At 55.4% G+C, this 13,828-nt stretch carries 12 protein-coding genes; 6 read left to right on the forward strand and 6 right to left on the reverse strand.

Annotated features, from left to right (window positions below; translation table 11 throughout):
• Positions 1–4: 4 nt before the first annotated feature.
• Positions 5–439, forward strand: coding sequence for a DoxX family protein (locus FQK12_RS02320; protein ID WP_014228613.1), 435 nt, complete (start codon positions 5–7; stop codon positions 437–439).
• A 39-nt stretch (positions 440–478) separates the two neighbouring features.
• Here the strand turns inward: FQK12_RS02320 and hcr are convergent, their stop codons facing one another.
• From hcr to aqpZ, 4 genes are all read right to left on the reverse strand, one after another.
• Positions 479–1,447, reverse strand: a complete 969-nt coding sequence (gene hcr, locus FQK12_RS02325; RefSeq protein WP_014228614.1) for an NADH oxidoreductase — start codon at positions 1,445–1,447, stop codon at positions 479–481.
• Between the two features lie 10 nt (positions 1,448–1,457).
• Positions 1,458–3,110, reverse strand: coding sequence for a hydroxylamine reductase (gene hcp / locus FQK12_RS02330; RefSeq protein ID WP_014228615.1), 1,653 nt, complete (start codon positions 3,108–3,110; stop codon positions 1,458–1,460).
• A gap of 144 nt (positions 3,111–3,254) precedes the next feature.
• On the reverse strand, positions 3,255–4,154 hold the full coding sequence (locus FQK12_RS02335; RefSeq protein ID WP_014228616.1) for a lysine exporter LysO family protein: 900 nt from the start codon (positions 4,152–4,154) through the stop codon (positions 3,255–3,257).
• Positions 4,155–4,279: 125 nt separating this feature from the next.
• Positions 4,280–4,975, reverse strand: a complete 696-nt coding sequence (aqpZ, locus tag FQK12_RS02340) for an aquaporin Z (protein WP_014228617.1) — start codon at positions 4,973–4,975, stop codon at positions 4,280–4,282.
• Between the two features lie 382 nt (positions 4,976–5,357).
• Here aqpZ and FQK12_RS02345 point away from each other — a divergent pair, with 382 nt between their 5' ends.
• From FQK12_RS02345 to macB, 3 genes are all read left to right on the forward strand, one after another.
• A complete protein-coding gene (locus FQK12_RS02345) occupies positions 5,358–7,016 on the forward strand; it encodes an ATP-dependent endonuclease (protein ID WP_014228618.1) in 1,659 nt (552 codons plus the stop codon).
• A 175-nt stretch (positions 7,017–7,191) separates the two neighbouring features.
• Positions 7,192–8,307, forward strand: a complete 1,116-nt coding sequence (gene macA, locus FQK12_RS02350; RefSeq protein WP_014228619.1) for a macrolide transporter subunit MacA — start codon at positions 7,192–7,194, stop codon at positions 8,305–8,307.
• A complete protein-coding gene (gene macB / locus FQK12_RS02355; RefSeq protein WP_014228620.1) occupies positions 8,304–10,250 on the forward strand; it encodes a macrolide ABC transporter ATP-binding protein/permease MacB in 1,947 nt (648 codons plus the stop codon). Before macA ends, macB begins: the two co-directional genes overlap by 4 nt.
• Before the next feature lie 68 nt (positions 10,251–10,318).
• Here the strand turns inward: macB and cspD are convergent, their stop codons facing one another.
• The gene (cspD, locus tag FQK12_RS02360; RefSeq protein WP_004100627.1) at positions 10,319–10,549 is read right to left on the reverse strand and encodes a cold shock-like protein CspD; all 231 of its coding nucleotides are present in this window, start codon (positions 10,547–10,549) and stop codon (positions 10,319–10,321) included.
• A gap of 324 nt (positions 10,550–10,873) precedes the next feature.
• Here cspD and clpS point away from each other — a divergent pair, with 324 nt between their 5' ends.
• On the forward strand, positions 10,874–11,191 hold the full coding sequence (clpS, locus tag FQK12_RS02365) for an ATP-dependent Clp protease adapter ClpS (RefSeq protein WP_004100628.1): 318 nt from the start codon (positions 10,874–10,876) through the stop codon (positions 11,189–11,191).
• Between the two features lie 30 nt (positions 11,192–11,221).
• Positions 11,222–13,504, forward strand: coding sequence for an ATP-dependent Clp protease ATP-binding subunit ClpA (clpA, locus tag FQK12_RS02370; RefSeq protein WP_004849425.1), 2,283 nt, complete (start codon positions 11,222–11,224; stop codon positions 13,502–13,504).
• A 121-nt stretch (positions 13,505–13,625) separates the two neighbouring features.
• Here the strand turns inward: clpA and FQK12_RS27425 are convergent.
• The coding region (locus FQK12_RS27425) for a hypothetical protein (RefSeq protein ID WP_222435537.1) at positions 13,626–13,828 on the reverse strand (203 nt) is incomplete at its 5' end.

Consider the following 13,828-nt stretch of genomic DNA (forward strand, 5'->3'; position numbering starts at 1 on the left):
TCAAATGGTTAAATCGCTGTTAAATGCTGTTAATAAACTGCTATCCCATGACGATTTCGGCAAACTCTTGTTACGACTTGCCGTTGGCGGGCTGATGCTGTTTCACGGGTTGCATAAGCTATTTGATGGCGTAGGGGGAATCAGCAATATGCTGGTAGCAAAAGGATTGCCGGGGTTTATCGCTTATGGGGTTTTAGTGGGCGAGGTGGTAGCGCCTTGCCTGCTGATTCTGGGAGTGCTTACGCGTCCGGCGGCGCTGGTGCTGGCGTTTACGATGGTCGTGGCCTGGCTGATGGTCGGGACGGGCAAAACCTTTGCGCTGGATGCGGTAGGCGCGTGGGCGATTGAGAGCCTGGTCTATTTCTTTGTTGGCGCGCTGGCGATTGCCTTCCTCGGGGCAGGGCGCTATGCCATCGGCGGCAATTCGGCCTGGCGGTAAACATTGCCGGACGGCGTTGCGCCATCCGGCAGCTGAGGGTTAAGCCAGTACCAAATCACCCTGCGGGTGGCAGGAGCAGGCCAGCACGTAGCCTTCAGCGATTTCCGCATCGGTTAACGTCATGGTACTGCTGACGGTATATTCTCCGGAAACCACTTTGGTTTTGCAGCAGCCGCAGACGCCTGCGCGACAGGCGACGGTAACCGGCACCTTATTGCTTTCCAGCGCTTCGAGCAGCGTGGTGCCGACCGGCGCGTAGAACGCTTTCGCCGGCTGCAGTTTGGTGAACTTCAGGCCGCTGGTAGCGGCTTCCGCTACCGGCGTAAAGAACTGCTCTTTAAAGAAACGCGTCGCGCCCAGCGCTTTCACCTCCTGCTCAACCCAATCCATATACGGCGCCGGGCCGCAGGTCATCACGGTACGAGAGGTCAGATCCGGTACGCTTTTCAGCAGATCGGTCGTCAGTCGGCCAGAAACAAAACCGTGGGTGGCATTGTTTTCAGCGACTAAGGTCACCGGATATTCGCGCCATTCGTCGGCAAAAATAACATCTTGCGGTGAACGAACGTTAAAGATCACCTGCACATCGGCCTGCGGGCGGTACTTTGCCAACCAGCGACGCATTGACATGATTGGCGTAACGCCGCAGCCAGCAGCCAGCATCAGGAACTTATCTTCAGCCTTATCTTCACAGGTAAATTCACCCATGGCATCGGACAGCCAGATATAGTCGCCGCGCTTCACGTCGCGGGTCAGCCACTGTGAGCCTGCGCCATCGTCAATCCGACGGATGGTCAGCGTGATGTACTCGCTTACTCCCGGCGTCGATGAAATGGTGTAAGCACGCAGCGTCTCCGCTGAATTACGTACGCTGACCAGTGCATACTGCCCGGCACGGTACGGATAATAGTCGTGGCACAGCAACGAAATTGTCCATACATCCGGCGTTTCCTGATGGATGTGATGAACCTGCATCCGCCATGGGCACTGATGAGTTGGCATTGTCATTCTTTACTCCTTACGCGCTCAGCAGCTGCTTCATGTCTTCTTCAACGGTGGTCACGGAACGCAGACCGAATTTCTCGTTGAGAACGGCCAGCAGGTCCGGCGTGAAGAAGCCCGGCGCCGTCGGGCCGGTGACGATATTTTTCACGCCCAGCGACAGCAGGGTCAGCAGAATAACAATCGCTTTCTGTTCAAACCAGGAGAGCACCAGAGACAGCGGCAGGTCGTTCACGCCACAGCTCAGTTTCTCAGCCAGGGTGACCGCCAGGATGATGGCAGAGTAAGCGTCGTTACACTGACCGGCATCGACCAGACGCGGCAGACCTTCGATATCGCCGAATTCGAGTTTGTTGAAACGGTATTTACCGCAGGCCAGGGTCAGGATCAGGCAGTCGTCCGGTACGCTGGTGGCGAAATCGGTGAAGTAGTTACGTTCGCCGCGCGCCCCGTCGCAGCCGCCCACCAGGAAGATATGGCGCAGTTTTTCACGGCTCACCAGGTCGATTAGCGTATCAGCCGCGCCCAGCAGGGTCTGACGACCGAAGCCAACGGTGATCAGGTGCGGGATCTCGCTGTACGGGAAGCCCGCCATCTGCTGCGCCTGGGCGATAACCGGGGCGAAATCTTCGCCTTCCAGATGATTGACGCCTGGCCAGCCGACGATGCTGCGGGTCCAGATACGGTCGTCATAGGCGCCGACGGTTGGGTCGATGATGCAGTTAGAGGTCATCACAATCGGGCCAGGGAAGCGGGCAAACTCAACCTGCTGGTTTTGCCAGCCGCTGCCGTAGTTACCAATCAGATGCTTGAATTTACGCAGTTCCGGGTAACCGTGCGCTGGCAGCATTTCACCGTGGGTGTAGACGTTAACCCCGGTACCTTCGGTTTGCTCCAGCAGGTTGTACAGATCTTTCAGGTCATGGCCGGAAATCAGAATGCATTTGCCTTCGGTCGCTTTGACGTTGACCTGAGTCGGGGTGGGGTGACCATATTTGGTGGTCTCGCCAGCGTCCAGAATGCTCATCACTTTGAAGTTCATCTGGCCGATTTCCATCGAGCACTCCAGCAGCGCGTTCATATCGGCAGGCCAGGTACCGAGCCACGCCATGATTTTATGGTACTGGGCGTAGATGTTGTTGTCGTACTGACCCAGAACGTGCGCGTGCTCCATATAAGCCGCAGCGCCTTTAAGGCCGTACAGGCACAGCAGGCGCAGGCCGAGAATGTTCTCGCCGATGGCCGCTTTGTCTTTGTTCGGGGTGAATTCCGCCGCCTGGCGCTGCAGGTCGCCCAGATCGTCGCTCGCCAGCTGCAGATCGGCCATCGGGTTGTTAACCGTCGCGTGGGCATCAATGTTCAGGCACTGGGCTTTCAGCGCTTCACGCAGGGTGATGGCCTCGCGCGCATAGCCAACGATACGCGGGGAATCGAAGTTAACGTTGGTCAGCGTGGAGAAAAAAGCGCGCGGCGTAAAGCTGTCGATGTCGTGGTCGATGATGCCGTATTCACGGGCTTTAAGCGCCCAGGCGGAGAGCCCCTGCAGAGAGGCAATCAGCAGATCCTGCAGATCGGACGTTTCGGCCGTTTTTCCGCACATACCCTGCGCGTAAGAGCAGCCGTTCCCTGCCGGGGTACGGATGGTTTGTTCACATTGCACACAAAACATGGTCACACCTTTTTAAAGTTATATTTAATATACATGTTTAAGGTTATGCCCGAGCGCGAGAAGAGAAAAGGTATTTCTGATACAACTTACGGGGAGATTGATTTAGCGCAAAATTGGCGGCAGAAGACTACCGCCAGAGAGGTATTAAGCGGAGAAGAAAGCCATCAATATGGGCACCAGCAGACTGAGAATGAAGCCATGAACGATGGCCGCCGGCACAATCTCCACCCCGCCAGAGCGTTGCAGTACCGGCAGCGTAAAGTCCATTGATGTCGCGCCGCAAAGGCCCAGCGCGGTGGAACGGCTGCGGCGCACCAGTCCGGGGATAAGCATTATCGCCAGCAGCTCGCGGGCAAGATCGTTAAAGAAGGCCGCGCTGCCAATTACCGGGCCATAGGATTCGGTCAGCAGAATCCCGGAGAGCGAATACCAGCCAAACCCGGAAGCCATGGCCAGCCCGGTTTTTAGCGGCAGGTCGAGAATAAAGGCGTTGATGATACCGCCCAGCAGTGAACTGACCATGACCACTACCGCGACAATCATTCCGCGGCGATTCAGTACGATCTGCCGCAGCGTCATGCCATTATTGCGCAGTTGAATACCGATGAGGAACAAAAGGAAGATCAGGGTATATTCGCTGGCCTCGGTGGCGTGTTGTAAAAAGGATATACCGCTCAGACCAATCATAAAACCAATAAATACCACGCCGCATAGCTGAAGGGATTCCAGAGCCATTGCCAGACGGGAGGGTAATTTTTCCTGACGATGATGATTTTTCCAGGGCATTTTTTGCTCGAGCCACATCAGGGCGGCAATATTGCATAGCAGAATAATAACGACGCTGACCGCCGCATAATGAAGGATCGCCAGGAGGTTGCTGGCCAGATTATCCAGGAAGGCCAGGCTAATGCCCATAAAAAAGAGAATAACGTAGACAATCCAGCTCAGAAGTCGCGCGATGAGTTTAAGGGCTGATGGCCGATGAAGAGGAATAAGATAGCCTATAACCAACGGCAGCAGAATGATTAAAAGTCCCGAAAACATGAACGACCTGGTCCTTGCAGAATGAAAACAGCGCCCCTGACACTACCCAAATCGCCGGACTGAGTAAAGTGGTGGAAAAAAAGAAAGGCCCGGCAGCACCGGGCCTCAAGAAAAGTGGAGGAAGTTTAGCTGCGTTTTTCCAGCAGGGTGCGGTAGAGCACGCCGCCGAGAATGCCGCCGATAATCGGCATCACCCAGAATAGCCACAGCTGCTGCAGCGCCCAGCCGCCCTGGAATATCGCTACCGCGGTACTGCGCGCCGGGTTTACCGACGTGTTGGTGACCGGAATGCTGATCAGGTGGATAAGCGTTAGCGCCAGGCCAATAGCGACAGGAGCGAAGCCGGCCGGTGCGTTTTTATCCGTGGCGCCGTGAATGACCAGCAGGAAGCCGCAGGTCAGGACGATCTCAATCACAATAGCGGAGAGCATGGAGAAACCGCCGGGAGAATGTTCGCCATAGCCGTTCGATGCGAATCCGCTAGCGGCGGCGTCAAAGCCCGCTTTACCGCTGGCGACAACGTACAGAATAGCGGCGGCGATAATACCGCCGACAACCTGGGCGATAATATAACCAATCACGTCCCTGGCCGGGAAACGACCGCCGGCCCATAAACCTAAAGTTACCGCCGGGTTAAAGTGCCCGCCGGAAATATGACCGACGGCATACGCCATGGTTAATACGGTTAAACCGAAAGCCAGCGCGACGCCGGCAAAACCAATTCCCAGCTCAGGGAATGCCGCAGCCAGAACGGCGCTGCCGCAACCACCAAATACCAGCCAGAATGTACCAAAGCATTCTGCTGCTAATTTTCTAAACATAACCACCTCAATAAAAACGTAAACGCGCACGAGTTTTCGTGCCGGCCTTTATTTTCGCCACAAAGAATGACGACCAGAATAAAGCGACGCTATTCTATGGACGATCGCCACCTTGGGACCAGTTAAATAAATTGATGTAATTTGATTTAGAACAATGCGCGGGGATTCCTTTTCATGTCGGTTTTTTTAAAAGTGTAGAACAAAAACGGTTAAAAAAACGACTTTCAATGATGAAGGCGTTTCTCAATTAAGTGATGTACGGCTCATCACATTCCCCCCTGCGGCCATGAGCGATTCGCAGACGCCCGGAGTGTCATGTTGATGCTCACCTCGCTATACTGCTGATAACTGAAGGAGATAGTCGCCACTGAGCGGAGGGCATATGCATCTTGAGCGTGTAGAAATAGTCGGTTTTCGCGGCATTAACCGATTATCGTTGATGCTGGAACAAAATAACGTGCTGATTGGCGAAAATGCCTGGGGTAAATCCAGCCTGCTGGATGCCCTGACGCTGCTCCTGTCGCCGGAGTTCGACCTCTATCATTTTGTTCGGGAAGATTTTTGGTTTCCGCCCGGCGATATTCAGGGGCGCGAGCATCATCTGCATATCATCCTGACCTTCCGTGAAAATGAACCCGGGCGCCATCGGGTTCGACGCTATCGTCCTCTCAGCAGCTGCTGGGTTCCCTGCGACGATGGCTATCAGCGCGTTTTCTATCGCCTGGAGGGGGAGCTTGCCGATGACGACAGCGTGATGACCCTGCGCAGCTTTATTGATGGTGAAGGGAAAGCGCTGGAGCTTGACGATATTGATGAACTCGCCCGTCACCTGGTACGGCTGATGCCGGTTCTGCGGCTACGCGACGCCCGCTTTATGCGGCGGATCCACAACGGCACCGTTCCGCACTCGCCGCAGATCGAAATTACCGCTCGCCAGCTTGATTTCCTCTCTCGCGAACTGGTACATCATCCGCAAAATTTAACCGATGGACAGATCCGCCAGGGGCTGTCGGCTATGGTGCAATTGCTGGAGCACTATTTTGCCGAGCAGAGCAGCGCGCAGTCGCGCCATCGTCTGATGCGCCGTCATTCACATGATGAACAGCGCAGCTGGCGTTACCTGGATATTATCAACAGGATGATCGACAAGCCCGGCGGGCGCAGCCATCGGGTGATTTTATTGGGGCTGTTTTCGACTCTGCTGCAGGCGAAAGGCACGGTAAGACTCGATCGCGATGCGCGGCCGCTCTTGTTGATTGAGGACCCGGAAACCCGGCTGCATCCTATTATGCTGTCGGTGGCCTGGCATTTGCTCAATTTACTGCCGCTGCAGCGGGTGACGACAACGAACTCCGGCGAACTGCTGTCATTAACGCCCGTCGAGCACGTCTGTCGGCTGGTGCGTGAATCTTCACGGGTGTCGGCCTGGCGGCTGGGGCCCGGCGGGATGAATGCGGAAGACAGCCGGCGCATCGCGTTTCATATTCGCTTTAACCGCGCTTCATCGCTGTTTGCCCGCTGCTGGCTGCTGGTGGAGGGGGAGACGGAAACCTGGGTTATCAACGAGCTGGCCCGCCAGTGCGGCCATCACTTTGATGCGGAAGGGGTGAAGGTCATTGAGTTTGCCCAGTCGGGTTTGAAGCCGCTGATTAAATTCGCCCGGCGAATGGGTATTGAGTGGCATGTGCTGGTGGATGGCGATGAAGCCGGGAAGAAATACGCCGCCACCGTTCGCAGTTTGTTGAATGACGATAAAATGCTGGAGCGAGACCATCTCACCGCGCTACCGGCGATGGATATGGAGCATTTTATGTACCGTCAGGGCTTCGACGATGTTTATCACCGGGTCGCGCAGCTGCCGATGAATATACCCATGAATATGCGGCGGGTGATCACCAAAGCGATTCACCGTTCGTCAAAACCGGACCTGGCGATTGAAGTGGCGATGGAGGCCGGACGGCGCGGGGTTGACGCCATTCCTGCGCTGTTGAAAAAAATGTTCTCTCGCGTACTATGGCTGGCGCGCGGACGCGCAGATTAGCGCAGACCGCTGTTTCTCTCTTTCTGCCGGGCGATCCATCCCGGCAGGTCTTCATCTGCACACCCTCAACTTCAGTTAAACAAAAATGAAGCGCATCTAAAAATGCGCGTTATTCTATTGCCGCATTTAGATAGAATTGTCGCGGGTTCTGCGGGTTAAAACATCAGGAATTGTTATGAAATTAAATGGAAAGCGCAGGAAAGTTTGGTGGCTGCTGGCGATTGTCGTGCTGGCCCTCGCCGTCTGGGGATGGCGAATTCTGAATGCGCCGCTGCCGCAGTATCAGACGCTGGTGGTGCGTAAAGGCGACCTTCAACAGAGCGTGCTGGCGACCGGTAAGCTCGATGCGTTGAAAAAAGTGGACGTCGGGGCGCAGGTGAGCGGGCAGCTAAAAACGCTGCGCGTCGAGATTGGCGACAAAGTGAAAAAAGACCAGCTGCTGGGGGTTATCGACCCGGAGCAGGCGGAAAACCAGATAAAGGAAGTCGAAGCGACGTTGATGGAGCTACGGGCGCAGCTGAACCAGGCGCGCGCGGAACGTAAACTGTCTGCGGCGACGCTGGCTCGTCAGCAGCAGCTGGCGCAGCGGCAGCTGGTCTCTCGCCAGGACCTCGATACCGCCGCGACCGACTTAGCAGTCAAAGAGGCGCAAATCGGCACGATTGAAGCCCAGGTCAAACGCAATCAGGCGACCCTGGATACGGCCAAAACCAACCTCGACTACACCAAAATTCTGGCGCCGATGTCCGGAGAAGTGACGCAAATCACCACCCTGCAGGGGCAGACGGTGATTGCTGCCCAGCAGGCGCCGAATATTTTGACCCTGGCCGATCTCAGCACCATGCTGGTGAAGGCGCAGGTCTCGGAAGCGGACGTCATTCATCTTAAGCCGGGGCAAAAGGCCTGGTTTACCGTACTGGGCGATCCGCTGACGCGCTATGAAGGAACGCTGAAGGATATTCTCCCGACGCCCGAAAAGGTCAATGACGCTATTTTCTACTACGCCCGTTTTGAAGTGCCGAACCCGCAGGGCATCCTGCGCCTGGAGATGACCGCCCAGGTGCATATTCAGCTCTCAGAAGTGAAAAATGTTATCACCATCCCGCTGAGCGCGCTGGGTGAGGCCATCGGCGATAACCGCTATCACGTGCGTCTGCTGCGTACCGGTGAAGTTAAAGAGCGTGAAATCGTTATCGGCGCGCGTAACGACACCGATGTGGCGGTGGTGAAAGGGCTGGACGAGGGGGATGAAGTCATTATCGGCGAAGGTGCGGCCGGAGCGGCGAAATGACGGCGTTACTGGAACTGCGTGATATTCGCCGCAGCTACCCCTCCGGCGATGGCAACGTTGAGGTGCTGAAAGGCATTACGTTGAACATTGCCGCCGGTGAGATGGTGGCAATCGTCGGCGCGTCCGGCTCCGGGAAATCCACGTTGATGAATATTCTCGGCTGTCTGGACAAACCGACCGGCGGTACCTACCGGGTCGCGGGAACGGACGTGGCTCGCCTCAACGGCGACGAGCTGGCGCGCCTGCGGCGGGAACATTTCGGTTTTATTTTCCAGCGCTATCACCTGTTATCGCATCTCACCGCGGCGCAGAACGTGGAAGTCCCTGCGGTTTATGCCGGCGCCGAGCGCAAAGCGCGCCTGGCCCGGGCCCATGAGCTGCTGGTTCGGCTGGGGCTGGGCGACAGAGCTGAATATCAGCCTTCGCAGCTCTCCGGCGGCCAGCAGCAGCGGGTGAGTATCGCCCGCGCGCTGATGAACGGCGGGGAAGTGATTCTGGCGGATGAGCCAACCGGTGCGCTGGACAGCCGCTCCGGCGAAGAGGTCATGGGGATACTTCACCAGCTAAAAGCGCAGGGGCATACGGTGATTATCGTCACCCATGATCCGCAGGTGGCGGCCCAGGCGGAGCGGGTGATTGAGATACACGACGGTGAAATCGTGCGTAATCCGCCCGCTCTGAGTCCGGCGCAAGGCGGCGTACTGCGCCAGCGCACGGCGGCCGAACCGTCGGCGTGGCGTCAGTTCAGCAGCGGCTTTCGCGAAGCGCTGATCATGGCCTGGCGCGCGATGGCGGCGAATAAAATGCGTACGCTGCTGACGATGCTCGGGATTATTATCGGCATCGCATCTGTGGTGTCGATTGTGGTGGTGGGCGATGCCGCGAAGCAGATGGTGCTGGCCGATATCCGCGCCATCGGCACCAATACCATTGATGTATATCCCGGCAAGGATTTCGGCGATGACGATCCCCGCTATCAGCAATCGCTCAAGTACGATGACCTGTTAGCTATTCAGAAACAGCCGTGGGTGAGCTCGGCGACCCCGGCGGTATCAAAAAGCCTGCGCCTGCGGGCGGATAACATCGACGTTGCCGCCAGCGCCGAGGGCGTGGGGGCGCAGTACTTTAACGTCTACGGCATGACCTTTAGCGAAGGCAATACCTTTAACGAGCTTCAGCTAAATAGCCGCGCGCAGGTGGTGGTGCTCGACAGCAACGCGCGCCGACAGCTATTTCCGCACAAAGCGCGGGTCGTCGGCGAAGTGATTCTGGTCGGCAATATGCCCGCGACGGTGATCGGCGTGGCGGATGAAAAACAGACAATGTTCGGCAGCAGCAAAATTCTGCGCGTCTGGTTGCCCTATACCACGATGGCTGGCCGGGTGATGGGGCAATCGTGGCTGAATTCCATCACCGTGCGCGTCAATGAAGGCTACGACAGCGCGGTTGCCGAGCAGCAGCTGTTGCGTCTACTGGAACTGCGTCACGGTAAGAAAGATGTTTTCACCTGGAATATGGACAGCATCTTGAAAACGGCAGAACGGACCACACATACATTACAGCTGTTTCTGACGCTGGTGGCGGTGATTGCGCTGGTGGTCGGCGGTATTGGCGTGATGAATATTATGCTGGTCTCAGTCACCGAACGCACGCGGGAGATCGGTATCCGTATGGCGGTCGGGGCGCGGGCCAGCGATGTCTTACAGCAGTTTTTGATCGAGGCGGTGCTGGTTTGCCTGGTTGGCGGGGCGCTGGGCGTCACGCTTTCGCTGCTGATTGCCTTTGTGTTACAGCTGTTTTTACCCGGCTGGGAGATCGGTTTTTCACCGTTGGCGCTATTGACCGCGTTTTTATGCTCCACGCTGACCGGGGTGCTGTTTGGCTGGCTACCGGCGCGCAATGCGGCTCGTCTGGACCCCGTCGACGCCCTGGCGCGCGAGTAGCGATAAAAAAATGCCAGTCAGAAGGACTGGCATTTTGCTGGCGGGATGTACACAATGAAGCAAAAGAGTTATGCGGCTGTTTCTGTTTCTTCAGCTTCAACAGGGACAATCACGCTGGCGTGGTTACCTTTTGGCCCCTGGTGAACATCAAACCGAACCGCTTGTCCGGCTTTTAGCGTTCTGTAACCATCCATCTGGATGGTCGAGTAATGGGCGAAAATGTCTTCGCCGCCGCCCTCAGGGCAGATAAAACCGAACCCTTTGGCATTGTTGAACCACTTAACAGTACCCATTTCCATACTTCGACATCCTTCGTAAATCTTATAAGTAAGATGGAATGAACCGGTAGTGGAGTGACGAGTTGTTCATTTGCTCGCCAACTCTCGCCACTACAATTTAGAGAAATCAGGAAATGCGTCAAGCGATTGACGCCAGGGGACGGTGAAAAATGCGTCAAAATTTGAAGCAGTTAACGCTATTGCCGGGGAATGTGACAGACGTCGCGGATGGAAGTAATAGATGATAATTATCTATGATCTATTGTAGATTTGTGATGTGCATAGCCTCTGGTCATCGACAGGCCACCGCCTGTTGGCAACAGCAACCGATGATGAACACTGACGATGAGTAAGAGAGACTGGTTGGACTTCGATCAGCTAATTGAGGACGAAGTTAAAGATGCGCTTAAACCGCCATCTATGTATAAAGTGATATTAGTCAATGATGACTACACTCCAATGGAGTTTGTTATTGACGTGTTACAAAAATTCTTTTCTTATGATGTTGAACGTGCAACGCAACTGATGCTGACGGTTCACTATCAAGGTAAAGCGATTTGCGGGGTGTTTACCGCAGAAGTCGCAGAAACCAAAGTATCGATGGTGAACCAGTATGCGAGGGAGAACGAACATCCGTTGTTGTGTACGCTAGAAAAAGCCTGAATGCAGGCAATAAACTTGGGGGAGGTGCCTATGCTCAATCAAGAACTGGAACTCAGTTTAAACATGGCTTTCGCCAGAGCGCGCGAGCACCGTCATGAGTTCATGACCGTCGAGCACTTGTTGCTGGCGCTGCTTAGCAACCCTTCGGCCCGCGAAGCGCTTGAAGCGTGTTCAGTGGACCTGGTCGCGCTGCGTCAGGAGCTTGAAGCCTTCATCGAACAGACCACACCCGTACTGCCTGCAACGGAAGAAGAGCGCGACACTCAGCCGACGCTGAGCTTCCAGCGCGTGCTGCAACGTGCTGTTTTCCACGTCCAGTCTTCCGGCCGCAGCGAAGTGACCGGCGCCAACGTTCTGGTCGCGATTTTTAGCGAACAGGAATCTCAGGCGGCATACCTGCTGCGTAAACATGAAGTCAGCCGACTTGATGTGGTGAATTTCATCTCTCACGGTACGCGTAAAGACGAGCCGAGCCAGTCTTCCGATAACAGCGGAAGTCAGCCTGGCAGCAGCGAAGAGCAAGCAGGCGGGGAGGATCGTATGGAAAACTTCACCACCAACCTCAACCAGCTTGCCCGCGTAGGCGGTATCGATCCGCTGATCGGCCGCGAGAAAGAGCTGGAACGTGCTATTCAGGTTCTGTGCCGCCGCCGCAAGAACAACCCGCTGCTGGTGGGGGAATCCGGCGTTGGTAAAACCGCTATCGCTGAAGGTCTTGCCTGGCGTATCGTGCAGGGCGACGTGCCGGAAGTGATGGCCGATTGCACTATCTATTCACTGGATATTGGCTCGCTGCTGGCAGGTACCAAATACCGCGGCGACTTTGAAAAACGCTTTAAAGCGCTGCTTAAGCAGCTGGAGCAGGACACCAACAGTATTCTGTTCATCGATGAGATCCACACCATTATCGGTGCGGGGGCGGCTTCCGGCGGGCAGGTCGATGCCGCTAACCTGATTAAACCGCTGCTTTCCAGCGGTAAGATTCGGGTCATTGGCTCGACGACCTATCAGGAGTTCAGCAACATCTTTGAAAAAGATCGTGCCCTGGCGCGGCGTTTCCAGAAAATTGATATCACCGAACCTTCCGTGGAAGAGACGGTGCAGATTATTAACGGCCTGAAGCCGAAGTATGAAGCGCACCACGACGTCCGTTACACCGCGAAAGCGGTACGTGCGGCGGTAGAGCTGGCGGTGAAATACATTAACGATCGTCATCTGCCGGATAAGGCGATTGACGTGATTGATGAAGCCGGGGCGCGTGCGCGCTTGATGCCGGTGAGCAAACGTAAGAAAACGGTTAACGTGGCGGATATTGAGTCCGTGGTGGCGCGGATTGCGCGTATACCTGAGAAGAGCGTTTCCCGCAGCGATCGCGATACGCTGAAAAACCTCGGCGATCGCCTGAAAATGCTGGTCTTCGGCCAGGATAAGGCGATTGAGGCCTTAACCGAAGCGATCAAGATGGCGCGCGCCGGGCTTGGCCATGAGCACAAACCCGTCGGCTCTTTCCTGTTTGCCGGGCCTACCGGGGTCGGTAAAACCGAGGTTACCGTACAGCTGGCGAAGTCGCTGGGCATTGAGCTGCTGCGTTTTGATATGTCCGAATATATGGAACGTCATACCGTCAGCCGCTTAATCGGTGCGCCTCCGGGCTACGTCGGTTTCGATCAGGGCGGGCTGCTGACCGATGCGGTTATTAAGCATCCGCACGCGGTGCTGCTGCTGGATGAAATTGAAAAAGCGCATCCGGACGTCTTTAACCTGCTGCTGCAGGTGATGGATAACGGGACGCTGACCGACAACAACGGCCGCAAAGCGGATTTCCGCAACGTGGTGCTGGTGATGACCACCAACGCCGGGGTGCGTGAAACCGAGCGTAAATCCATTGGCCTCATCCATCAGGACAACAGTCCGGATGCGATGGATGAGATCAAAAAGATCTTTACGCCGGAGTTCCGTAACCGTCTCGACAACATTATCTGGTTCGATCATCTGTCTACGACGGTTATCCATCAGGTGGTGGATAAATTTATCGTCGAGCTGCAGGTTCAGCTGGATCAGAAAGGCGTCTCTTTGGAAGTCAGCCAGGAAGCCCGCGATTGGCTGGCCGAGAAAGGCTACGACCGGGCCATGGGCGCGCGTCCAATGGCGCGGGTGATTCAGGACAACCTGAAAAAACCGCTGGCCAATGAGCTGCTGTTTGGCTCACTGGTTGACGGCGGACAGGTGACCGTTGAACTGGATAAAGAGAAAAATGCGCTGACCTACGACTTCCAGAGTGCGCAGAAGCACAAACCGGAAGCTGCGCATTAAGTTTCGGTACTCAGTGACAAAACCGGCCTCAGGGCCGGTTTTTTTATGCCTATGTCCTGGACCCTTTTTTATTCCACTTTTTAACTTGTTGATTTTAATAAAGAGAAAATATAGCGTAAAATTATGGTGGCAGAGAGGATGTGTTGATTAATTTCAATGATAACAATATGGTAGGGTGTTGTTCGTTCAGTTCACTGCCGTACAGGCAGCTTAGAAATATAACTCGGCCACAGGTCGGCTTATCCTGAAGTTCACTGCCGTACAGGCAGCTTAGAAAATCAGGCAAAACATTTCCTGCATGTTCGCGATGTTCACTGCCGTACA

It is taken from the genome of Klebsiella sp. ME-303 (assembly GCF_007910085.1).
GTDB classification, from domain to species: Bacteria; Pseudomonadota; Gammaproteobacteria; order Enterobacterales; family Enterobacteriaceae; genus Klebsiella; species Klebsiella michiganensis.

What these genes read in the sequence shown, in the direction of transcription:
- FQK12_RS02320 (WP_014228613.1), top strand. Translation starts at nt 5, where the DNA reads ATGGTTAAATCGCTGTTAAATGCTGTTAATAAACTGCTATCCCATGAC.
- hcr (WP_014228614.1), bottom strand. Translation starts at nt 1,447, where the DNA reads ATGACAATGCCAACTCATCAGTGCCCATGGCGGATGCAGGTTCATCAC.
- hcp (WP_014228615.1), bottom strand. Translation starts at nt 3,110, where the DNA reads ATGTTTTGTGTGCAATGTGAACAAACCATCCGTACCCCGGCAGGGAAC.
- FQK12_RS02335 (WP_014228616.1), bottom strand. Translation starts at nt 4,154, where the DNA reads ATGTTTTCGGGACTTTTAATCATTCTGCTGCCGTTGGTTATAGGCTAT.
- aqpZ (WP_014228617.1), bottom strand. Translation starts at nt 4,975, where the DNA reads ATGTTTAGAAAATTAGCAGCAGAATGCTTTGGTACATTCTGGCTGGTA.
- FQK12_RS02345 (WP_014228618.1), top strand. Translation starts at nt 5,358, where the DNA reads ATGCATCTTGAGCGTGTAGAAATAGTCGGTTTTCGCGGCATTAACCGA.
- macA (WP_014228619.1), top strand. Translation starts at nt 7,192, where the DNA reads ATGAAATTAAATGGAAAGCGCAGGAAAGTTTGGTGGCTGCTGGCGATT.
- macB (WP_014228620.1), top strand. Translation starts at nt 8,304, where the DNA reads ATGACGGCGTTACTGGAACTGCGTGATATTCGCCGCAGCTACCCCTCC.
- cspD (WP_004100627.1), bottom strand. Translation starts at nt 10,549, where the DNA reads ATGGAAATGGGTACTGTTAAGTGGTTCAACAATGCCAAAGGGTTCGGT.
- clpS (WP_004100628.1), top strand. Translation starts at nt 10,874, where the DNA reads ATGAGTAAGAGAGACTGGTTGGACTTCGATCAGCTAATTGAGGACGAA.
- clpA (WP_004849425.1), top strand. Translation starts at nt 11,222, where the DNA reads ATGCTCAATCAAGAACTGGAACTCAGTTTAAACATGGCTTTCGCCAGA.